General features: G+C 65.2%; 22 protein-coding genes, 1 pseudogene and 1 riboswitch. Of the genes and pseudogenes, 21 read left to right on the top strand and 2 right to left on the bottom strand.

What is annotated here, in order from left to right:
* The first annotated feature begins 126 nt into the window (after positions 1-126).
* The 16 genes and pseudogenes from secY (at position 127) to rplQ (ending at position 13085) form a co-directional block, all read left to right on the top strand.
* Positions 127-1422 carry a preprotein translocase subunit SecY gene (gene secY / locus FB460_RS05215; RefSeq protein WP_142092995.1) on the top strand — a complete coding sequence of 432 codons (1296 nt, stop codon included), beginning with the start codon at positions 127-129 and terminating at the stop codon, positions 1420-1422.
* On the top strand, positions 1419-1994 hold the full coding sequence (locus FB460_RS05210; RefSeq protein WP_142092994.1) for an adenylate kinase: 576 nt from the start codon (positions 1419-1421) through the stop codon (positions 1992-1994). The genes secY and FB460_RS05210 overlap by 4 nt, the downstream gene beginning before the upstream one ends.
* Positions 1991-2824, top strand: a complete 834-nt coding sequence (gene map, locus FB460_RS05205) for a type I methionyl aminopeptidase (protein ID WP_142092993.1) — start codon at positions 1991-1993, stop codon at positions 2822-2824. The genes FB460_RS05210 and map overlap by 4 nt, the downstream gene beginning before the upstream one ends.
* A 75-nt stretch (positions 2825-2899) precedes the next feature.
* Positions 2900-3274, top strand: coding sequence for a DUF1707 SHOCT-like domain-containing protein (locus FB460_RS05200; protein WP_170209952.1), 375 nt, complete (start codon positions 2900-2902; stop codon positions 3272-3274).
* Between the two features lie 118 nt (positions 3275-3392).
* Positions 3393-4262 carry a GTP-binding protein LepA gene (locus FB460_RS05195; RefSeq protein WP_142092991.1) on the top strand — a complete coding sequence of 290 codons (870 nt, stop codon included), beginning with the start codon at positions 3393-3395 and terminating at the stop codon, positions 4260-4262.
* A gap of 186 nt (positions 4263-4448) precedes the next feature.
* Positions 4449-4558: riboswitch (cobalamin riboswitch) on the top strand.
* A 52-nt stretch (positions 4559-4610) separates the two neighbouring features.
* Complete coding sequence (locus FB460_RS05190) at positions 4611-5264, top strand: hypothetical protein (RefSeq protein ID WP_142092990.1); 654 nt, start codon at positions 4611-4613, stop codon at positions 5262-5264.
* Positions 5264-6427, top strand: a complete 1164-nt coding sequence (locus tag FB460_RS05185) for a CbiQ family ECF transporter T component (RefSeq protein ID WP_142092989.1) — start codon at positions 5264-5266, stop codon at positions 6425-6427. The genes FB460_RS05190 and FB460_RS05185 overlap by 1 nt, the downstream gene beginning before the upstream one ends.
* Positions 6420-8024: pseudogene (locus tag FB460_RS05180) on the top strand (ABC transporter ATP-binding protein); the annotation flags it as partial. The gene FB460_RS05185 and the pseudogene FB460_RS05180, both read left to right, overlap by 8 nt.
* 116 nt (positions 8025-8140) lie before the next feature.
* Positions 8141-8944: an ECF transporter S component family protein gene (locus FB460_RS05175; RefSeq protein WP_142092987.1), complete on the top strand. Its 804-nt coding sequence runs from the start codon at positions 8141-8143 to the stop codon at positions 8942-8944.
* A gap of 131 nt (positions 8945-9075) precedes the next feature.
* A complete protein-coding gene (gene infA / locus FB460_RS05170; RefSeq protein WP_142092986.1) occupies positions 9076-9297 on the top strand; it encodes a translation initiation factor IF-1 in 222 nt (73 codons plus the stop codon).
* 67 nt (positions 9298-9364) lie between these two features.
* Positions 9365-9478: a 50S ribosomal protein L36 gene (rpmJ, locus tag FB460_RS05165; protein WP_142092985.1), complete on the top strand. Its 114-nt coding sequence runs from the start codon at positions 9365-9367 to the stop codon at positions 9476-9478.
* A 295-nt stretch (positions 9479-9773) separates the two neighbouring features.
* Entirely contained in the window at positions 9774-10148 is a 375-nt protein-coding gene (gene rpsM, locus FB460_RS05160) for a 30S ribosomal protein S13 (RefSeq protein WP_142092984.1), read from the top strand.
* A gap of 55 nt (positions 10149-10203) precedes the next feature.
* The gene (gene rpsK / locus FB460_RS05155) at positions 10204-10605 is read left to right on the top strand and encodes a 30S ribosomal protein S11 (protein ID WP_142092983.1); all 402 of its coding nucleotides are present in this window, start codon (positions 10204-10206) and stop codon (positions 10603-10605) included.
* Between the two features lie 19 nt (positions 10606-10624).
* On the top strand, positions 10625-11230 hold the full coding sequence (gene rpsD / locus FB460_RS05150) for a 30S ribosomal protein S4 (protein ID WP_142092982.1): 606 nt from the start codon (positions 10625-10627) through the stop codon (positions 11228-11230).
* 136 nt (positions 11231-11366) lie between these two features.
* The gene (locus FB460_RS05145; protein WP_142092981.1) at positions 11367-12383 is read left to right on the top strand and encodes a DNA-directed RNA polymerase subunit alpha; all 1017 of its coding nucleotides are present in this window, start codon (positions 11367-11369) and stop codon (positions 12381-12383) included.
* Positions 12384-12440: 57 nt separating this feature from the next.
* A complete protein-coding gene (gene rplQ / locus FB460_RS05140; protein WP_142092980.1) occupies positions 12441-13085 on the top strand; it encodes a 50S ribosomal protein L17 in 645 nt (214 codons plus the stop codon).
* Between the two features lie 94 nt (positions 13086-13179).
* On the opposite strand, the gene FB460_RS05135 is transcribed toward rplQ, so the two are convergent.
* Positions 13180-13512 (bottom strand): hypothetical protein, encoded by a 333-nt coding sequence (locus tag FB460_RS05135; protein ID WP_142092979.1) that lies wholly within the window; start codon positions 13510-13512, stop codon positions 13180-13182.
* A gap of 294 nt (positions 13513-13806) precedes the next feature.
* Here FB460_RS05135 and FB460_RS05130 point away from each other — a divergent pair, with 294 nt between their 5' ends.
* The 3 genes from FB460_RS05130 to FB460_RS13150 all read left to right on the top strand — a co-directional run bounded on the left by FB460_RS05130 (position 13807) and on the right by FB460_RS13150 (position 15691).
* Positions 13807-14436 (top strand): hypothetical protein, encoded by a 630-nt coding sequence (locus FB460_RS05130; protein WP_170209951.1) that lies wholly within the window; start codon positions 13807-13809, stop codon positions 14434-14436.
* On the top strand, positions 14433-15419 hold the full coding sequence (locus FB460_RS05125) for a hypothetical protein (protein WP_142092977.1): 987 nt from the start codon (positions 14433-14435) through the stop codon (positions 15417-15419). Before FB460_RS05130 ends, FB460_RS05125 begins: the two co-directional genes overlap by 4 nt.
* Positions 15420-15487: 68 nt before the next feature.
* The gene (locus FB460_RS13150) at positions 15488-15691 is read left to right on the top strand and encodes a hypothetical protein (protein WP_142092976.1); all 204 of its coding nucleotides are present in this window, start codon (positions 15488-15490) and stop codon (positions 15689-15691) included.
* 101 nt (positions 15692-15792) lie between these two features.
* On the opposite strand, the gene FB460_RS05115 is transcribed toward FB460_RS13150, so the two are convergent.
* Positions 15793-17241, bottom strand: a complete 1449-nt coding sequence (locus FB460_RS05115; RefSeq protein ID WP_211345835.1) for a pyridoxal phosphate-dependent decarboxylase family protein — start codon at positions 17239-17241, stop codon at positions 15793-15795.
* Between the two features lie 91 nt (positions 17242-17332).
* Between FB460_RS05115 and FB460_RS05110 the strand changes: the two genes are divergently transcribed.
* Both FB460_RS05110 and FB460_RS05105 read left to right on the top strand, forming a co-directional pair.
* Positions 17333-18541, top strand: a complete 1209-nt coding sequence (locus FB460_RS05110; RefSeq protein ID WP_142092974.1) for a glycosyltransferase — start codon at positions 17333-17335, stop codon at positions 18539-18541.
* Positions 18538-19209, top strand: coding sequence for a hypothetical protein (locus FB460_RS05105; RefSeq protein WP_142092973.1), 672 nt, complete (start codon positions 18538-18540; stop codon positions 19207-19209). The genes FB460_RS05110 and FB460_RS05105 overlap by 4 nt, the downstream gene beginning before the upstream one ends.
* The last annotated feature ends 684 nt before the right edge of the window (positions 19210-19893 follow it).

Genomic DNA, 19893 nt, shown 5'->3' with positions numbered 1-19893 from the left:
GACTTCGAGACACCAAACCGAGCGTCGATTTCCTGCGAAGTTCTGGTATCGCGGGATAGGTTGATACGCTGCACCGGTTGTCACAAGCGCGTGGTGCGCACGTTCGAACTACAAGGAGAGCCCTCGGTGCTTTCATCCTTCGGAAGGGCCTTCCGTACGGCCGATGTCCGGAAGCGGATCCTGTTCACGCTCCTCATCCTCGCGGTGTTCCGTCTGGGATCGGTCGTTCCCGTCCCCAACGTCGATGTCGCCGCGATCGATCAGTGCCGCGCCGGTCTGGCCGAGACCGATCAGGCCGGTCTTTATTCCCTCATCAACCTGTTCTCCGGTGGTGCGCTGCTGCGTCTGGCGGTGTTCGCGCTGGGCATCATGCCCTACATCACCGCGAGCATCATCCTGCAGCTGATGACCGTGGTGGTTCCACGCCTGGAGGCCCTCAAGAAGGAGGGTGGCACCGGTCAGCAGCAGATCACCGAATACACCCGTTACCTGACGCTGGTGCTCGCGGTGCTCAACTCCACCGCTTTCGTGACGCTGGCCGCCAGCGGCGGCCTGATGCCGGGCTGTGGCCAGATCGTGCACTCCACCGACGTGTTCCCGATCGTGGTGATGGTGCTGGTCATGACCGCCGGCACCTCGTTGGTCATGTGGATGGGTGAGCTCATCACCGAACGCGGCTTGGGCAACGGCATGTCGGTCATGATCTTCACGCAGGTGGCCGCGACCTTCCCGACCGCTCTGTGGGGTGTGCGTCAGGCCAAGGGCCTTCTCCCGTTCGTGCTCGTGCTCGTGGTGGGCCTCATGGTCATGGCCGCGGTGCTCGCGATCGAGCTGGGGCAGCGTCGTATCCCGGTGCAGTACGCCAAACGGATGGTGGGCCGACGCATGTTCGGTGGCTCGACCACCTACATCCCGCTGAAGGTCAACCAGGCCGGCGTCATCCCTGTGATCTTCTCGTCCTCGATGCTGTATCTGCCGGCGTTGATCGCACAGTTCAACCCGACCAGTGAGTACGGCAGGTGGATCAACGAACACTTCGTGCAGGGTGACCACCCGGTGTACCTGGTGACGTTCTTCGTGTTGACGATCGCGTTCACGTACTTCTACGTCTCGATCACGTTCAATCCGCAAGAGGTCTCCGACAACATGAAGAAGTACGGCGGGTTCATCCCCGGCGTGCGCGCCGGGCGTCAGACCGTCCGGTACCTCAGCTACGTGCTCTCGCGCCTCACCGCGCCGGGCTCGTTGTATCTGGCGCTCATCGCACTGTTGCCGACGGTCGCCTTCATCCTCTTCGACGCCAACCAGGACTTCCCCTTCGGCGGCACCTCCCTGCTGATCATCGTGGGTGTGGGCCTCGATACTGTTAGGCGGATGGAGAGCAAGCTCCAGCAACGCGAATACGAAGGATTCCTCTCATGAGAATGCTGATCATGGGCCCGCCGGGGGCCGGCAAGGGCACGCAGGCCAAGGGCATCGCAGAGCGTTACTCGATTCCGGCGATCTCGACCGGGGACATCTTCCGTGGTATCGCGAAGGCCGATCCGGAGAAGGCCAGCCCGCTGGCTCTCGAGATCAAGCAGATCATGAACAGCGGTGGCTACATCAGCGACGACATCACCAACGGCATCGTTGCCGAGCGTCTCGCCGAGCCCGACGCCACCAACGGTTTTCTGCTGGACGGCTACCCGCGCACCACCGGGCAGGTCGAAGCGCTGGATGCTCACCTGGCCGAGAAGGGCCAGCAGCTCGATGCCGTGGTCTCGCTGACCGCCGACACCGACGAGCTCGTGCAGCGTCTGCTCAAGCGTGCTGAGATCGAGGGCCGCGAAGATGACACCGAGGACGCCATCCGCACCCGCCAGGAGACCTACAGGGAACAGACCGAACCGCTGCTGGCCATCTACCGCGAGCGTGGACTGCTCTTCGAGGTCGACGGAATGGGGACGGTGGACGAGGTGAGCCAGCGCATCGCGGACGCCCTGGCCAAGTGAGGTCCTCGCGGGGCGTCGAGATCAAGACGCCCGAACAGATCTGCGCGATGCGTCGCGCCGGACTGGTGGTGGAACGCGCGTTGACCGCGGTCGGCGAAGCCATCGGCCCCGGCGTCACGACCGCGGAGCTGAATGATGTGGCCGCCGAAACGATCGCCGCCGCAGGAGCTCTGCCATCCTTCTTGGGCTACGGGGCTCGGCCCGACGGCACCGGTGGCTTCAGCGGAGTGATCTGCGCCTCGGTGAACGAGGAGATCGTGCACGGCATTCCGTCGGACCGCACGTTGGCCGAGGGGGATCTCATCTCCGTCGACTGTGGGGCCATCCTCGATGGTTGGCATGGTGACTCGGCCCGATCGTTCGCGGTGGGGGAGATCAGCCCCGAGGTGGCCGAGCTGAGCGCCACCACCAAGCGTGCGTTGTGGGCGGGTATCGCCGCAGCCCGCTTGGACGGACGCGTCGCCGACATCTCCGCCGCGGTGGAGGACGCCTCCGGCGAGTACGGGATCATCGAAGAGTTCGTGGGCCACGGCATCGGCTCGGCCATGCACCAGCCGCCGGACGTGCACAACTACCGTGTGCGCGGACGTACTCCGCGCATCGTGCAGGGCATGGCTCTTGCCGTCGAACCGATGCTGACGCTCGGTGCCCCCGACAATGTGACGCTCGAGGACGAATGGACCGTGGTCACCCTCGACAGGTCGGTGGCAGCTCACTGGGAGCACACCATCACCGTCACCGAGCATGGCGTCTGGGTTCTCACCGCACTCGACGGGGGCGAGGAGATTCTCAACGAACTCGGCGTCCCGTTCGGCCCGCTCGCCGACTGATTCACCACCCGTGCGGTGCTGCGTCGCTGGCTTGCGTGAATGGTTCGGCATGGGGTGCGGCGCTACAGTGGCGGTGTGAGCCTTCCGATCTCATCCAAATATCACTCGCGACCGAACGACCCGGTCCCCGAGAGCGAGCGCCAGCAGCTGAGCGAACAGCTCAACGCGGCCTTCACACGTGGCGACCTGTCGCAGGAGGAGTTCGACGGGCATCTGAACACCATTTTCGGCGCCCAGCGTCTGGGGGATCTGGTGCCTGCGGTCGAGGCGCTGGGCAAGCCCCAGACCTACAGCGAACCCTCCATCGTCCAGCAGGACGGACGCCTGGCCCCCGGCGAGGTGAGCGAGATCAAGTCGCCGTCCGCCGGAACGCAGCTCGCGATCGTGGGTGGCATCATCGGCGTGGTGGCCGCTCTCATCGTGGTCATGATGCTGTTGGTGTTTCTCTGACCTGCCGATCTGCGGTTTCCGAGATTCTCTGCACCCGTACTTCTTCGCGGACCCACAAACCTTGATTCTGTGAGGATCGCCTCATCGAGAAGTTTCCTGCTCGGCTACCGTAGGCGGTGTGCCACGCGATGTGATCACCCAGCAGAAGATCGAGGAGCATGTCGAGCGCCTCGGTGAGATGCATCCACCAGTGGCTCTGGGGAGCGTCGATCGCACCATCAACCGGCCCGATGTCGTCCGTGATCGCTATGGGGACGTTCTGGAGTACCTCGCGCGGGTTGAGCTCGAGGTGGATCGCAATGTCCTCGAGCTCCTGGTGCTGCTGCCGGAGGTGAGCGAGGTCGATCGCTTCTTCTATGAGGACGTCTGGCAACCTCAGGAGATCCAGCACGGGCTGATCCTCGACAGGGTCCAACTCGATCTGGGGCTGCCGGCGGCTGAGCCGCTCATGGAGATCCAGATGTCCATGAAGGTGTTGGGTGCGCTTGCGCACATCCCGGCGATCCAAGACATCGCGCGTCTGCTGTACTACCTGACCGGTGCATCCACTGAGCGGCAGGCCGTCCTCGCCTACAACACCCTCAACAAGGGACTTCAGGAGCTGGGGGAGGACGCTTTGGTGAACACCGTCGTCACCCCCATCAAACGGCAGGAACCGGGGCATTTCGCGTTCTATCAGATGTCGGCCACGAGCCTGATCCAGCACAATGTGTTGAGCCCGTGGCAGTTGTTCCTGGCGCGGGAGATGCGATCGTTCTCCTACACCCTGGTGGGCGTGAACGGACGCAAGCGCTATCTGGGCGACATGGGTGGAGTCATGGTGGGGCTCGGGCTGGACACCCAGCTCGAGGCCTATGCCAAGGAGATCGGACGCCTCGAGGCCCGGCTGCTGTGGGCCGGACGCAAGGGGTTGGAATATCCGCAATACGTGCTCGATGCCCTGCACGACAGCCTCAGCATGTACCGCGAACGTGGCGGGTTGACCTGAGCGGCCCCAGGGTCAACATCAGGGCCGGTGGTCAACATCAGGGCCGGTGGTCAGCATCAGGGCCGCCACGGTGTCCACGCGTAACGGCCGCCCCAGCTCTGGGAGGGCTTCCGACATCGGATCCTGAGAGCGGCGTCGGGCGGCCACGGACCCACCGCAGGTGGCGGCGTACCATGGCTTGGTCACAGAACCTTGTGAACACCATGTACGGGGAAGCCGGTGCGAATCCGGCACTGACCCGCAGCCGTGAGGGCACAGCCCGAGTCGGAATGCCGTGCATGGTGCAAAGACGCGTCGTGGAGCTGCGCGCCGGCCATGGGCCCGTGCCATCCACGTGAAGGGAGAGGCATGGAGCACATGCGACGTTCGACGATCTGGGGCGCGGTGTTCGCCCTCATCGTGGTGGTCCTCACCGCAGGTGGCGCTTCGGCGCATGCGGAGGGTGACGGGGGAGCCGTCGGTCAATGCCTGGTTGAGGAGAAGGTCTGGGTCAGCGTCGTCACCGAGGAAGGTGAGTACCTGGCCAATGAATGCATCGAACCCACCGGGAACGGCGAGGATGCATTGGCCGCCACCGGTGTGGAGATCCAGCATGACGACGGCGGGTTCATCTGCAGCATCGGTGGGCACCCCGAGCCGTGCCCTGCCACGTTCAACGGCCAGTACTGGCACTACTACCACGGTGCCGAGGGGCAGGACTGGGAGATGTCCATGACCGGTGCGGCTGAACACCAGATCGAACCGGGGACCATCGAGGCCTGGTGTTACAACGCCGAGGGCGAGGAACAGTGCACGCCGCCTGCACAGGAGGCGATGTCCGAACACGCCGCACAGTCTCGGCCCGAGGTGAAGCCTGCCGGCGAGGAGTCGAACGAGGAGAGCGGCGTCAGCCCATGGGCCATCGGTGGGGGTGTGGTCGCCGCCATCGCCCTCGTGGCCGTGATCGTGTTCGTGCTTCGATCCCGTGGTCGCTCGGATGACGGAGCCGTGGGCGGACGCTGATGCCCCGTCTCCTGTCACGTCCGACCGATGTCATGCCCGACGCGGACGATCCCGACACCGTGTCGCGGACCGATCTGCATCCGTGGGCGTGGTGGTCGTGGGCTCTGGCATGTGCGGTGCTGGCGAACCTCGTCGGCAACCTTCTACTTCTGAGCCTGCTCGCGGCCGCGATCCTCGTGGTGGTGCTGGCCAACCGTGGCCCGCAGGCGTGGCGCCGTGGTCTGGGGTTCTATCTGGCATTGGCCGGGGTGATCATCGCGATGCGACTGGTCTTCCGCATCGTGCTCGGTGGTACCGGTTCTGGACCGGTCCTGCTTGATCTGCCCGAGCTCGAGCTGCCCGAATGGGCCGCAGGCATCAGCATCGGCGGCCCCTTGACGCTGGGGGAGCTGCAGTTCACCCTGACCGATGCCGCCCGCCTGGCCGTATTGGTTCTGGCGCTTGGGGCGGCGAACTGTCTGGCCGATCCACGGACCGCCCTGAGGTCGGTTCCTGCGGCTCTGCATGATGTGTCGGTCGCGATCGTCATCACTCTCACCGTTCTGCCGCAACTCATCGCATCGACCTTCCGCATCAATCGGGGACGCCGTCTCCGCGGGCGGAACAGCAGGGGGCTCCGAGCCGTGGCGGCCACGCTGGTTCCCGTGCTCGAGGACGCCGTCGAGGGAGCCATGGCTCTGGCAACGTCGATGGAGGCGCGTGGTTTCGGCAGGACGCGTGAGCAACGCAGCGTTGGACGCGGCACCGGCCTGGCCCTCGTGGGTGCGGCCTTGGCCATGGTGATCGGGGTGTTCTGGCTCCTTGGGGTCGCACCGACCTCGGGACGCGTCCTGGGTGTGGGCATCGAGCAGTGGATCGGTCTGGCCCTGCTGGGAACAGGGACCGCCGTGGGTGTGGTGAGCCTCCTACGTTCCGGGCGCCGGCTCGCAGTCACCCGTTACCGGCCGCAACCGTGGGCACGAGCGGAGTGGGCACTGCTCGCGCTCGCTGTCTCCCTCGTGGTGCTCACCTGCTGGTGGGGAAGCGCGTGGGGTGCGCCGACAGACCTGCGTCCCTCCGGTTGGCCGACGCTCACCGCACCTGCGGTGATCCTGCCTCTGGTGGCCGTCCTGCCCGCGGCGGCCGCCCTTCCCGTACCGAATGGAGGTGCCCACCATGGTTGACGCCGTGGCCGTCCGCGCCCAGAACCTGACGATCACGCAGCCGGGCGCCCGGACTCCGGTCCTTTCCGGTGTCGATCTCAGTATCCGGGAGGGTGACCTGTGTCTTGTGGTCGGACGCACCGGCGTGGGCAAGAGCACCCTGCTGGGCACCATCAACGGCCTCGTCCCGCACACCACCGGCGCCACGATGGGCGGGCACCTCACCGTCGCGGGTCATGACACACGTGAGTGCCGTCCGAGGGATCTGGCCCACCTGGTCGGTCACGTGGGTCAGAACCCGGCGGCGACATTCGTGGCTGATGTGGTCGAGGACGAGATCGCCTATGGCATGGAGCAACTCGGGCTCGCACCGTCGGTCATGCGCAAACGTGTCGAGGAGACCCTCGACCTGATGGGGATCGCCACCCTGCGTCGGCGTCGCGTCACCGAGCTCTCCGGTGGTCAGCAGCAGCGTGTGGCGATCGCCGCTGTTCTTGCCGCAGGGCCTCGAGTCCTGGTGCTCGACGAGCCCACCTCGGCTCTGGACCCCACCGCGGCCCAGGACGTTCTGGCCGCCATCACCTCGCTCGTCCATGATGTCGGTCTGACGGTGGTGCTCGCCGAACACCGGCTCGAACGCGTCATGCAGGCTGCGGACAGCGTCCTGTGGCTACCGGGCGATGGCAGTGTCGTCGCCGGGTCACCGGCTCAGGTCCTCGGCGTCGCCGATGTGACGCCACCACTTGTGGAGCTGTCCCGCCATCTCGGGTGGGCCGAGGTGCCGTTGAGTGTGCGGGAGGCCAGGCGTCGGATAGCGGTGGAGGGGCCGCATCTGGATCTGCCGCAGGCACCCGAGCTGACCGAGGCCGTCACGGACATGGTCGATGATCCGATGGCGAGGCTGCGACGGGTCGGCGTGCGTTACGGCGATGTGCAGGCTGTCCGCTCTGTGGATCTCGATCTTGCCGCGGGATCATCGGTGGCGCTCATGGGCCGCAACGGGTCGGGTAAGTCCTCGTTGCTGTGGGCGCTTCAGGGCGCGGTTCCCAGCACCGGGAGCGTCGAGGTCGGCGGCGAGGATCCACGGAGAGCATCCGACGCCAGGGCGCGGGAACTGGTCAGTCTGGTGCCGCAGAGCCCCGCCGACCTGCTGTACCTGCCCACCGTCGACGCCGAATGTCAGCAGGCGGATCGTGAATCGGACGCGACCCCGGGCACGACGGCCGCACTCGTGCGTCGACTCGGTGGCGACCTGCCGGGGGACCGGAACCCCCGCGACCTCTCCGAGGGACAACGGTTGACGCTGGTCCTGGCCATCCAACTTGCGGCGAGCCCGGCCGTCATCTGTCTCGACGAACCCACACGTGGTCTCGATTACGCCGCCAAGGACGAACTGCGCCAGATCGTGACGGAGCTCACCGCGCAGGGCGTGTGCGTGGTCATCGCGACCCACGACGTCGAGTTCGCCGCGGTTGCGACGCGACGCACGGTGGTGCTGGCCGAGGGGGATGTGATCGCCGACGGCCCCACCCGCGTCATCTGTTCGTCATCCCCGGCGCAGGCGCCGCAGCTCGCCAAGGTGTTCCGTCCTGCCGATGTGGTGGGTATCGCCGATCTCGGCGTCCCAGTGGGGCGAGCCGATCTCGGCGTCCCAGTGGGTCGAGCCGATCTCGGCGTGGTGGCTGGAGCCGATCGCGGCGTCCCGGTGACAGACCGCGCGGAAGCGCCGCACACATGAGCGTTCTGCCGGTTCTGTCGGGGCGCGGACGTCGTGTGGCCATGCTGGGGGTGACCCTCCTGGCAGGTCTGGTGGCGTTCACCTGGCCATTGTTCGTGGTGCCCGCCGAAGGTATGGACCGCACCACGCTGGGCCCCCTGTTGTTCGGCGTGATGCTGCCGATGGTGCTGGCCATCACGATTGCGGAGTTCTCTGCGGACGGGCTCTCCCCGCGGGCCCTCGCCATGCTCGGCGTGCTCTCGGCGCTGGGCGCCCTCGCTCGGCCGCTCGGGGCCGGGACCGCCGGCGTCGAGCTGGTGTTCGTCCTCATCATCTTGGGGGGACGTGTGTTCGGCCCGGCGTTCGGGTTCCTGCTCGGCGCCATCACGATGCTGGCGTCGGCGCTCATCACCGGTGGGGTGGGCCCTTGGCTGCCGTATCAGATGATCGCCGCAGGCTTCATCGGGCTGGGCGCCGGGCTGCTGCCGCATCTGCGTGGCGTCGCCGAGATCGTGTGGCTTTGCGCGTTCGGTCTCGTGGCCGCCTTCACCTACGGGTGGTTGATGGATCTGGCTTTCTGGCCGTTCACGCTCGGGCCCGGCACCGCGGCGTCCTATGTGCCGGGAGCGCCGATCCTGGAGAACCTGCACCGGTTCGTGGTCTACAACGTCGCCACTTCAATGGGGTGGAACCTGGGACGCGCGATCAGCAATGTGGTCGCGTTGGCGGTTCTTGGTCCGCCACTGCTGCGGGTGCTGCGTCGCACCACCCGTGTCGCTGTGTTCGACGCCCCTGCCCCCGAACCGGCGAGCCCACGCTGATGCGCCGAACCTGTAGTGGGGAGTCTCAACGTCGTCGAGGATTTGGACCGGCATGGCGTGGTGACGTACCATCGAGCGTCGGTCACCTATGCCGGTGGTTCGAATCATGCCTGCAACAAGATTGAGAGTACATGTCGAAGAAAGAGGGCTTCCTCGAGATGGAGGGCACCGTGGTCGAGGCCCTGCCCAACGCGCAGTTCCGCGTTGAGCTGGCCAACGGTCACACCGTGCTCGCCCAGATCAGTGGCAAGATGCGTCAGCACTACATCCGCATCCTTCCCAGCGACCGTGTGGTCGTCGAAATCTCTGCCTACGACCTCAATCGCGGCCGAATCATCTACCGGCACAAGTGACCGGACGATCCATCCATCACCGGGACGCCGGTTCATGCCGGCGTGCCATTGACCAGAAAGAAGCTCGATGAAGGTTCAGCCGAGCGTCAAGAAGATATGCGACAACTGCAAGGTGATCCGTCGCCATGGTCGCGTGATGGTGATCTGCTCCAACCCGCGCCACAAGCAGCGACAGGGCTGATCACCAGCACGGGCTGCCACGCACCTGTTTCCACCGCCGGGATCACCCGGCCCGACCACAACTGAATCTCCACACGTCAGGCCAATCCATCGCCGGTGCTCACAGCCAGTGAGGTCCAGCGATGAGCCCACCCCGGGTCGGAGGCCCGGGCCGACGCGAGCTCCCTATCGATATCGCCCCGTGCGATGCCGTGCGAACGAGTCGGACGCCTGACGCCCACACCTCCGCGAAGCACCACCCAAGACGTTCCTGTGGAAGGGGACGGGTGGGCCTCGACACCGAAGGAGCACTGCCAATGGCACGACTCATCGGAGTGGACCTCCCGCGCGAGAAGCGCCTCGAGGTTGCACTGACCTACATCTTTGGCATCGGCGCTACCCGTGCCAAGGAGACCCTGGAAGCCACCGGAATCTCCGGTGACCTCCGTGTCCACGAGCTGAACGATGACCACCTGGTCGCTCTCCGCGACCACATCGAAGCCAACTACCAGACCGAGGGTGATCTCCGTCGCGAGATCTCCGCGGACATCCGCCGCAAGATCGAGATCGGCTCCTACCAGGGCCGTCGTCACCGCGCCGGACTGCCCGTTCACGGTCAGCGGACGCGGACGAACGCCCGCTCCCGCAAGGGCAAGCGCAAGGCCGTCGCCGGCAAGAAGAAGGCGAAGTGATCGCGCGCAAGCGCTGATCCCGCCACCCGAAACGATTTTCAGGAGTTTCTGACCCATGGCTACTGCAGGACGCGGTGGCGCCAAGAAGGTGCGCCGCAAGGAAAAGAAGAATGTGATCGCCGGCCAGGCACACATCAAGTCAACGTTCAACAACACGATCATCTCGATCACCGACCCGACCGGCCACGTCATCTCGTGGGCCTCGGCCGGCACCGTGGGCTTCAAGGGCTCGCGCAAGTCGACGCCGTACGCCGCCCAGGTGGCTGCCGAGGCCGCCGGGCGTCGCGCCATGGAGCATGGCATGAAGAAGATCGACGTGTTCGTCAAGGGCCCGGGTTCGGGTCGCGAGACCGCCATCCGTTCGCTCGGTGGGATCGGGCTGGAGGTCGGCGCCATTTCGGACGTCACCCCCGTGCCGCACAACGGTTGCCGCCCGCCCAAGCGTCGTCGCGTCTGAGCTGAAGGAGAGATAGAACATGGCTCGTTACACCGGACCAATCACCAAGAAATCTCGTCGACTCGGCTCTGACCTCGTCGGCGGGGACAAGGCCTTCGAGCGTCGCCCCTACCCCCCGGGTATGCACGGTCGCGGTCGCTCCAAGGACTCCGAGTACGCCCTGCAGCTCCGTGAGAAGCAGAAGGCGCGTTACGCCTACGGCGTGCTCGAGAAGCAGTTCCGCCGCTACTACGAGGAAGCGCACCGCGTCAGCGGAAAGACCGGTGACATGCTGCTCCAGATTCTCGAATCTCGCCTTGACAACGTGGTGTACCGCGCAGGTTTCGCGTCGACCCGTCGCCAGGCCCGCCAGCTCGTGGTGCACAGCCACTTCCTGGTCAACGGCAAGAAGGTCAACATCCCCTCGTACCGCGTGGAGCCCCACGACATCGTGCAGGTCAAGGAGAAGTCCATGAACCTGCATCCGCTGGTCGTGGCGCGTGAGACCCACGCCGAGCGCGAGGTTCCGGGTTGGCTCGAGGCCCGCCCGGAGCAGATGAAGATCTTCGTGCACCAGCTGCCGACCCGTGAGCAGATCACCATCGACGTTCAGGAACAGCTGATCGTCGAGCTCTACTCGAAGTGATTTCCAAGACCCGGGAGGATTCCGCCATCATGGGTGGGGGACTCCCGGGTCGCGCCGGGTCTGCCCGGCATCCCGCAGGTCTCTTGCGGAACCATCGAATGTCCTCAAATAGCGGGGGACACGAAAGGAACCATTCATGCTGATCGCCCAGCGTCCCAATCTCTCCGAAGAAGTCATCGACGATCACCGTTCACGGTTCATCCTCGAACCCCTCGAGCCCGGCTTTGGCTACACGCTCGGCAACTCGATGCGTCGCACGCTGCTGTCCTCGATCCCCGGAGCCTCGGTCACGAGCATCAAGATCGACGGCAACCTGCACGAGTTCTCGACGCTGCCCGGCGTCGTGGAGGACGTCACCGAGATCATCCTCAACCTGAAGGGCCTCGTGCTCTCCTCGGAGGAGGACGAGCCGGTCATCATGTACCTGCGCAAGACAGGCGCCGGTGAGGTGACCGCTGCCGACATCGCCCCGCCGGCCGGAGTCGAGGTGCACAACCCGGAGATGCATATCGCCACGCTGGCCGACGAAGGCAAGATCGACATGGAGCTCGTGGTGGAGCGTGGCCGTGGCTACGTCTCGGCGGCGCAGAACAAGTCGGGGGAGAACGAGATCGGCCGTATCCCGGTGGATTCGATCTACTCGCCGGTGCTCAAGGTGTCGTACAAGGTGGAAGCCACCCGCGTCGAGCAGCGCACCGACTTCGACAAGCTCATCCTCGATGTCGAGACCAAGCCCTGCATGGCTCCGCGTGACGCTGTGGCTTCGGCCGGTGGCACCTTGGTGGAGCTCTTCGGTCTGGCCCGTGAGCTCAACACCGAGGCCGAGGGTATCGAGATCGGCCCGTCGCCGGTCGATGAACAGCTCGCCGCCGACCTCGCCCTGCCGGTGGAGGATCTCAACCTCACCGTGCGTTCCTACAACTGCCTCAAGCGTGAGGGCATCCACACCGTCAGCGAGCTCGTCTCGCGGTCGGAGCAGGACCTGCTGGATATCCGGAACTTCGGTTCCAAGTCGATCGACGAGGTCAAGGTCAAGCTGCATGAGATGGGCCTGTCGCTGAAGGACTCCGCCCCCGGTTTCGACCCCATGTCCGTCATGGGTTCCGATGATGACGAGGGTGACATCGATTTCGTCGAGACCGAGCAGTACTGATCAACCCGCGCCCCCGCACGTCTGCACCGTGTCGGGGTCAACACAGGAGAACGAACAATGCCCAAGCCCACCAAGGGACCGCGTCTCGGCGGCTCGCCCGCCCATGAGCGGATCATCCTCGACAACCTGGCGTCGCAGCTCTTCGAGCACGGCAGCGTCAAGACCACCGAGGCCAAGGCGAAGCGTCTGCGTCCGCTGGCGGAGAAGCTGATCACCAAGGCCAAGCGAGGTGACCTGCACGCTGTGCGTATGGCTGCCAAGCACGTGCGTGACAAGGACGTGCTGTACACGCTGTTCCACGACATCGCTCCGCAGATGGAGGGACGCGACGGCGGTTACACCCGCATCATCAAGCTCGCCCCCCGTAAGGGTGACAATGCCCCCATGGCGATGATCGAGGTCATCGAGGAGCCTGTCGAGAAGAAGGCCAAGGCCCCCAAGGCCGATGCCGACGCAAAGGCTCCCACATCCGAAGAGATCCAGAAGGCTGTCGCCGAGGCTGAGGTCGCAGACCCCGACCACACCGAGGACACCAGCGCCGAAGAGGCTGCTGAGGACGTCACCGCTGGTGACAAGGCTGCCGAGGACTCGGATGTCAAGGCTGCTGAGGACTCGGACGCCAAGGCCGATGAGGATTCGGATGTCAAGGCTGCTGAGGATTCGGATGCCAAGGCCGATGAGACTGACGAGAAGAACGCCTGATTCGAAGGTTCACCTGAACGGGGCACTCACCACATCGTGGTGGGTGCCCCGTTCTTTGTTTGGTGGGGCATGTGTGGTGAGGGCCATGGGGTGCTCAGGACAGATGGTTCACAGCGAGCAGCACTCCGACCTTGTCGCCGGTCTGGGCTGACTGCAGCGTCTTGCTGGTCTGCTCGATCCTTGCGACACGGGCACCGTCGGGGAACTGCAGGGGAGAGTCCTGGGTTGTGGCGACCTCCAGGGTCTCGCCGATATTCAGCGGTTGCCGGAGGCGGCCGGTGACCACGATGCCCCGACCGGTGATGGTGAACACATCCTGCACATCCAGAAGAGGCGCACCCATGCGGCGGACTGCGTTGATGTGGTGTGCCCGCATCGGTGGCGGTTTCGGGGAGTCATCCCTGAAGAGCTTGCCGAAGATTCCCATGGAGGCAGCCTAACTGCCGCATGGTATTGCGTACTTGATCTCCAGCAGGTGCCGGATGCCGGGGAGAAGTGGGTTCGGCTGGGCGGGCGGCCACAGTTGAAAAGCAGGCCGTGCGCAATGCAGACGTTCACGGCGGTCCGTGGACGTCACGTCGATGATCATGGATCAAACGCTGCATTCGGCATGCCCTGGCGGCGTCACTGTCGACACCGGACACACTTCGGCGGTGAACCGCACCGGATCAGCCGGTCGCGGGCTTCCCCCCGCGCCGCGCAATGATTTGATGGAAGCGTGTTGGGTGAGTACGTCGAGCAGGTTGGCCGCGCGATCGGAGATGCTCTGATGCTGCGCCCCGACCTCGCAGGCAGCGGGGCCTCTGTTGGGGGCGTCACGACCACGATCGGCATCTTGGTGGCGATTTCCATGCTGGCTGGACGTGGCGCGATGTTGGCCATCAATCGAGTTCGCGGTCTGTCGTACCTGTTCCTGTTGCTCACCACCGTCGTGTCGGTGGCGGTGGTCGTGGGCTTGCTGGCAGGCATCCTGTGGTCGCTGGGGTGGGCGCTCGGCGTCGTTGTCGGGTTCGGCACGATGGCGAATGCAGTGGCACTTGCTGCATCACCAGGGGTGTTCGCGTTCGTGGTGATCGCGCCCGGAGTGGGGCCTTTCCTCTCACGCGGACTCATGGCCTGGAGCTTCTTGATCCTGTGGAGCCTCACCGGGCAGGTGTTCGGTGTGGATGTCCCCATGGCTTTTCTGATGAGTCTGGCGGCATCAGTGGCCACTCTGGCTCTGGTGGCCGTGCTCGGAGGCCCTGCGAGCCGTGTCCGCAACAATCTGTGGCGGCGGCTCACCGGACGCGAGCTGCGTCGCTCCAGCCGCGAGCTCATGGACATCGAGGGGATCCTGGAGATGGAGGGGTGATCGCACAGGTCGTGGTCGGTGTGCTGGTGCTGATCCTCCTGCTGCTCATCACTGCTCCATTGGAGACACTGACGTGGTGGGCTGCGCAGGAGGAGCCTCGCACACGGGTCAATGCCGCACCCACCGGGCCAAAGGAGAGCCAGGGTAGCTGTTGGATCGTGTACATGTCGGGTATCGGTGCGGTCTCGGGTTCCTCACCCAAGCCCGAAAAGCCCCTGCTCGAGCGTCTTCGGGCGCGACTGGGTGATGATGCGGTGCTCGTCGAAGGTGTTTACCCGTATTCGGTGTTGGATCACGGTCTCACCGAGAACCGTGACGGCTCGTGGTTCTGGCGTCAGATGGAGCGGCTGCAGAATCGACGCTTCCCTGTGCTTCCGTGGGCGATCAATGCCTACAACATCTTGCAGGTGCTCGTATCGGCGGACCGCCGATACGGGCCCATGTTCAACCTCGCCCTCGCCAGCCACGTCTGGCGGCAGCTGCGTGAAGCCGGATATCGGCAGGGTTCGGGGGACCCGGTGGTGCTGCTTGGTTGGTCCGGGGGTGCACAGATCTGTGTGGGTGCAGCCTGGTATCTCGCCGATGTGGGGGTCCCTGTCTACATGCTGTCGTTGGGTGGGGTGCTTTCGTCAGACCCCGGCCTCGATCGGATCAAACATCTGTGGCACATCCAGGGGACCCGCGATCGTGTTCCATATGTGGGGCAGATCGTATTTCCGGCGCGGTGGCCGTGGTTCGCCGAGTCGTCGTTCAACCGGGCTCGTCGCGAGGGCCGGATAACGCGTCACGAGATAGGGCCGTGGCGGCACGCGAAGTCTCCGACGTACCTCTCTCGTCGGCCTCAGGAAGATGGCTTGGTTCCTGTGGATGACACCGTCAACGCACTGGTCGATCCGTTGGTGCGAGAAGGGCTGATCCAGCGCCGGGAACTGCCCTCTGGCTCGGACCCAGAGCCGAGCGAGGGGCCTTCTGATCAGACCTGAGTCCGTACTTCTGGTAGGGCTCTTTCACGGCTTGGAAGTTACGAAATCGTGACTCTAGGATGGGGGTCATGGATGACACGAGCACGCTGCAGCTTCCCCGTGTGCGCCGGCGTGAAGCGTTGGTCCGGAGGGGAAGCGACCAAGAAACGAGAAAACCCTCATATGAGGAAAATGAGACCACCAGCCCAAGCGAAATCACGTGGACTATCGCGGCTTTCGTAGGTCTGTTCCTGCTCGCATGGGTGGGCAGTGTGGTGATCCAGCACCTCTGACTCGACCGCCAGAGCGCGTGATTCGAGCGGGCTCGAGGCAAGCGGGCTCGAGGCAGTGGACCCGCCGTCTTCGGCAGGGCGGCATCGCTTGCGGTCGAGTATCACGCGCCGGCGGGGCCATGCTTCGGTGATGCGTTGGCCTCATCCGGGCTCCCCGCCAAGGAATCCAGGATCGCCAACACGTGCTCGGCCTTCGTCTCGGGGTTCACGAAGGCCAGTCGTAGCGCTGGTGCACCCTTGTGCCGTGTAGGTACGCACAGGATCACGCCGTCACGGGCCAACCGGTTGGACCACGTCACGTAGTCATCCCAATCCCAGCCTGGGCGGTCGAACACCACGATCGACAGCTCTGGTTCCCTCAGCAACCGCAGGAAGGACCGTTCCTTGATCCCGGCAGCCACCGCGCGCGCCGTCGAGAGGGACATCTCCACAGCCTGGGTGTAACGGTCGGTCCCGTGGACTGCGAGGCTGTACCACAGCGGCAGCCCTCGGGTGCGACGCGTGAGGTGTGCGGCGAGGTCGGCGGGGTTCTGTTTGCCGCGCTCGGCATTGTCCAAGTACTCGGCGTGTTGGCTGTGTGTCGCCAGAGCCTGGGCCGGGTTGCGGTACACCAGCGCGCAGCAGTCGTAGGGCGCGAACAGCCACTTGTGCGGGTCCACGGTGAATGAATCGACCTTCTCCACACCACGGAAGCGGTCTTGCGCCGAAGGGGCGCACAATCCCGCCCCGCCGTACGCGCCGTCCACATGCACCCAGGCGCCGTGTGCGTGGGCAGCGTCCGCCACGTCGTCGATGTCATCGACGACGCCCGCATTCGTCGATCCGGCTGAAGCGACCACCGCGACGATGCTCGGGTCGGAGGCGAGGGCGTCTGCCACGGCTGCGCCGGTCAGATGATCGCGTTCGTCGACGGGGATCGGCACCACCTCCATGTCGAGGAGCCGGGCCGCAGAGCGCACCGAGGAATGGGCAGTGGAACTGCAGGCCAGTTTGAAGCCGCCTTCGGGGCGGCCATGGCGAGTACGCCAACTCTCGCGGGCCGCAGCGATTGCCGAAAGATTTCCGGCAGTTCCGCCGGAAACGAAACATCCGCCCGAGCTGCGGGGCCATCCGAGCATGTCAGTGATCCACGTCAATACCTGGTTCTCGGCGAAGATCGCGCCGGCGCCGGTTTCCCACAGTCCGCCGAAGATGTTGGCGCTGGCCACGGCCTCGTCGAATGCCACCGATGCCCGCGTCGGAGCGGCGGGGATATAAGCGAGGTTCATCGGATCATCTTGTGAGCGGGTTGCCGGCTCCAGTATTTCGGTGAAGATCTGCATCGCCCGCTGGGCGCCGATACCTTCGGGGGTGATGACCTCTCCGACCTCTTCGGCGACCTCTTCGGCGAGCTCTTCGGGTGGTCGTGCCGTGGTCTTGGGGTCGGACGCCCGTACGGTGCGCGCGCGGGCCCATTCCAGGGCGGCGGCGACGGCTTCGGACTCGTCTCCCCACACCACTGACGGTGGAGGGAGTGGAACAGCTGAGGTCTTGTGATCTTCATCGGGCACACACACATCTTCGTACGTTGAGTGCTTCTGGTCGAGGCGGGGTGGGCCTGTGGGGCCGGTTCGGCTTCGGGAAGCACGTAGTCTTGGCGTCATGACCCTCCGGATCGCCCAGCTCGCGAACTTTGTGGGGCCCGTGTCCGGCGGTATGCGTCGTGCGATCGACCAACTCGGTTCCGGGTACATCGATGCCGGCTGTGAGCGCATCCTCGTGGTCCCCGGGGAGAAGGACACGTGGCGTGAGACCGAGCAGGGGATCGTGGTGGAGGTCGCCTCCCCGCATCTGCCCAATTCGGCCTATCGCATGATCGCCCAGCCGTGGCGTGCACTCGATGCGCTCGCGCGTTTCAACCCCACGTCGGTGGAGGTCTCCGACAAATGGACGCTGTCGCCGGCCGCACGATGGGCTCGCAAGCGGGGGATCGGCTCGGTGCTGTTCAGCCACGAGCGTCTCGACGGCATGCTCAGCGGCTGGATGCGTCGCCGGTTCGGCGTCGAGACCGTGGTGGGGGCCCTCAATCGACGTCTGGCGCAGTCATTCGACGCCGTCGTCGTCACCTCACAGTACGCGGCCGACGAATTTGCCAACACGCAAGCCCGACTGGTTCGGGTGCCACTCGGCGTCGATCTCGAGACCTTCCATCCCGATGTCGGCCAGCCCGCGGATGACGGCACTCTCAAACTCATCCATGTGGGGCGCATGTCTCGCGAGAAGAGCCCGCAGCTAGCGGTCGCAGCAGCGGTGGAACTGTATGAGCGAGGCCTGCCGGTGCAGATGAAGGTCTTCGGCACCGGGCCGGATCTCGAAGAGATCCAAGGCATCGCGGGTGATGCCCCGATCAGCTTCGAGGGGTACCTTGACGGCCGTGACGCCGTGGCCCGGGCGCTGGCGTCGGCTGACGTGTCGTTGTCGGTGTGCCCGGTGGAGACCTTCGGCCTGGCCGTGCTGGAGGCGTTGGCCTCGGGCACGCCGGTGGTGACAGCGGCGTTCGGCGGCGCCCGCGAACTGGTCGATGGCACCTGCGGTGAATGGGGGACACCCGATGCCGAGTCGATAGCCGACGCCGTCGAACGGCTCATCGCCAGGCCAAGGATCGAAACCCGCCGCGCAGCACGTGCCCGGGCAGAGCAGTACACGTGGGAGGCCTCGGTGCAGCGGATGCTTGAGCTCCACTCCGAACTTGCCGGCCCGCGTCCATCTGGCCCGCGTCCATTCGGTCCGCGTCCATTCGGTCCGCGTCCATCCGGCCCGCATCCATCTGAACCGCGTCCATCCGGTCCGCGTAGAAAGGCAGCGCGATGACTTGCAGGAATCCTTCACGGTGGTGGCTCGTCCCAGCGGCACTGGGTGCGGCCGCGGCGACGGTGTTGCCGGTGCTCGCTGCCGTCCCTCCGGCTCGGCCCCGTCTTCCCGATGGCGTCGACACCCTGGACGATGCGATTGCTTCATGCCGGGCGTCCGGCCTCGAGGGATGGGAGCTCGTCGAGCACGCCCGCATCCTCGTGCATCGCAAGTACTCGCAGTACACGATCGTGACGCTGTGGGAGAATGCCCCCTCATCATTCAGGAACTCTCGCGGTTATTCCAGCCAGTACAACGGAGCGCTCGCTTTGCTCCTCGAAGCGCTCGGGTTCGAGGTCGAACGGGTATTCGCCACGCGTGTCCGCTCTGGTGCGACGCCCGAACCGTGGTGGCGCACGGCGCATTCGTGGGTCCGCGTCACCCATGGTGGGCGCACCCGTGATGTATGTGCCTTCGACCGGAGCGCTCCTGCGGGCGAGGTCTCGTTCGTGCCCCTGACCGAGGTGCGTTCGTTCGGGAAGCGCACCAGGCGCAACACCCGCATCGGCATGACGCCATTCATCTATGCCCGCGCTTGGCGGTCGCTGCTGACAGGGCAACCCCTCCCGCGTTGGCTCGTCCGGCCATTCGGTGAATTGGTGGAGGAGCCTGCTGAGTCGGGCAGCTGAGAGCCGACTCACTGCTGTGCTGCTGTGCTGGGGCAGCGGCGAGCAGGGCGTGGGTGTACGGGCGGCTACCAGATAAGCGAGTGAGCTCGGTGTGCAGGTGGCGGTCGGTGCACATGTGGGCTCGGTGTGTAGGTGAGCCCGGTGTGCAGGTGGGCTCGGTGTGTAGGTGGGCCCGGTGTGCGGGTCAGGCTCCGCCCGGTGTGCGGGTCAGCCCAGTGCACAGGCGATGCTGTGAACTGTGCCGCTGGGCGGAACTGAGCGAAGCGCCTCTATAGGTTCGGAAACGTTTAGGTCAGAATCTGACCGCAGTCGCGGCGCTTCCACGCCGCAGCACCCCGCTTGCGGCCAGATTCTGACCTAAACGTTTTTCTTTGTATGTAGGGGGTACGAGGCGTGCGGCATGCAGCCGGAGGACATTCTGTTTTTCTTTGTATGTAGCGGGTCTTTGTATGTAGGGGTAGCGCTCGTCCAAGCCCTTGTGGTCTGGCACGGAGGGTCTGACTCATGCTTTGTGGCCGGGGCCAGCGCTGGGAGACAGGTGGGAGACAGGCAGGTGACAGAGTCCGTCTGGCGCATGCTTTGTGGCCGGTCCCGAGCAGTTGGGCGTCTGGCCTGGTCAGCAGTCTGGCCCACGCTTTGTGGCCGGGCGCATTGGCGGCAGCGTCGACGCGTTCGTCCTGTGAC

It is taken from the genome of Propioniferax innocua (assembly GCF_006716235.1).
GTDB lineage: Bacteria > Actinomycetota > Actinomycetes > Propionibacteriales > Propionibacteriaceae > Propioniferax > Propioniferax innocua.
Note: the sequence above shows the minus strand (reverse complement) of the source record. Positions and strands in the feature narration are given on the sequence as shown.

Excerpts from the sequence above, each read along its gene's own strand:
- FB460_RS05190 (WP_142092990.1), top strand. The coding sequence starts at position 4,611 with ATGGAGCACATGCGACGTTCGACGATCTGGGGCGCGGTGTTCGCCCTC.
- rpsK (WP_142092983.1), top strand. The coding sequence starts at position 10,204 with ATGGCTACTGCAGGACGCGGTGGCGCCAAGAAGGTGCGCCGCAAGGAA.
- rpsD (WP_142092982.1), top strand. The coding sequence starts at position 10,625 with ATGGCTCGTTACACCGGACCAATCACCAAGAAATCTCGTCGACTCGGC.
- FB460_RS05145 (WP_142092981.1), top strand. The coding sequence starts at position 11,367 with ATGCTGATCGCCCAGCGTCCCAATCTCTCCGAAGAAGTCATCGACGAT.
- rpmJ (WP_142092985.1), top strand. The coding sequence starts at position 9,365 with ATGAAGGTTCAGCCGAGCGTCAAGAAGATATGCGACAACTGCAAGGTG.
- infA (WP_142092986.1), top strand. The coding sequence starts at position 9,076 with ATGTCGAAGAAAGAGGGCTTCCTCGAGATGGAGGGCACCGTGGTCGAG.
- FB460_RS05185 (WP_142092989.1), top strand. The coding sequence starts at position 5,264 with ATGCCCCGTCTCCTGTCACGTCCGACCGATGTCATGCCCGACGCGGAC.
- FB460_RS13150 (WP_142092976.1), top strand. The coding sequence starts at position 15,488 with ATGGATGACACGAGCACGCTGCAGCTTCCCCGTGTGCGCCGGCGTGAA.
- rplQ (WP_142092980.1), top strand. The coding sequence starts at position 12,441 with ATGCCCAAGCCCACCAAGGGACCGCGTCTCGGCGGCTCGCCCGCCCAT.
- FB460_RS05135 (WP_142092979.1), bottom strand. The coding sequence starts at position 13,512 with ATGGGAATCTTCGGCAAGCTCTTCAGGGATGACTCCCCGAAACCGCCA.
- rpsM (WP_142092984.1), top strand. The coding sequence starts at position 9,774 with ATGGCACGACTCATCGGAGTGGACCTCCCGCGCGAGAAGCGCCTCGAG.
- FB460_RS05110 (WP_142092974.1), top strand. The coding sequence starts at position 17,333 with ATGACCCTCCGGATCGCCCAGCTCGCGAACTTTGTGGGGCCCGTGTCC.
- FB460_RS05210 (WP_142092994.1), top strand. The coding sequence starts at position 1,419 with ATGAGAATGCTGATCATGGGCCCGCCGGGGGCCGGCAAGGGCACGCAG.
- FB460_RS05105 (WP_142092973.1), top strand. The coding sequence starts at position 18,538 with ATGACTTGCAGGAATCCTTCACGGTGGTGGCTCGTCCCAGCGGCACTG.
- FB460_RS05175 (WP_142092987.1), top strand. The coding sequence starts at position 8,141 with ATGAGCGTTCTGCCGGTTCTGTCGGGGCGCGGACGTCGTGTGGCCATG.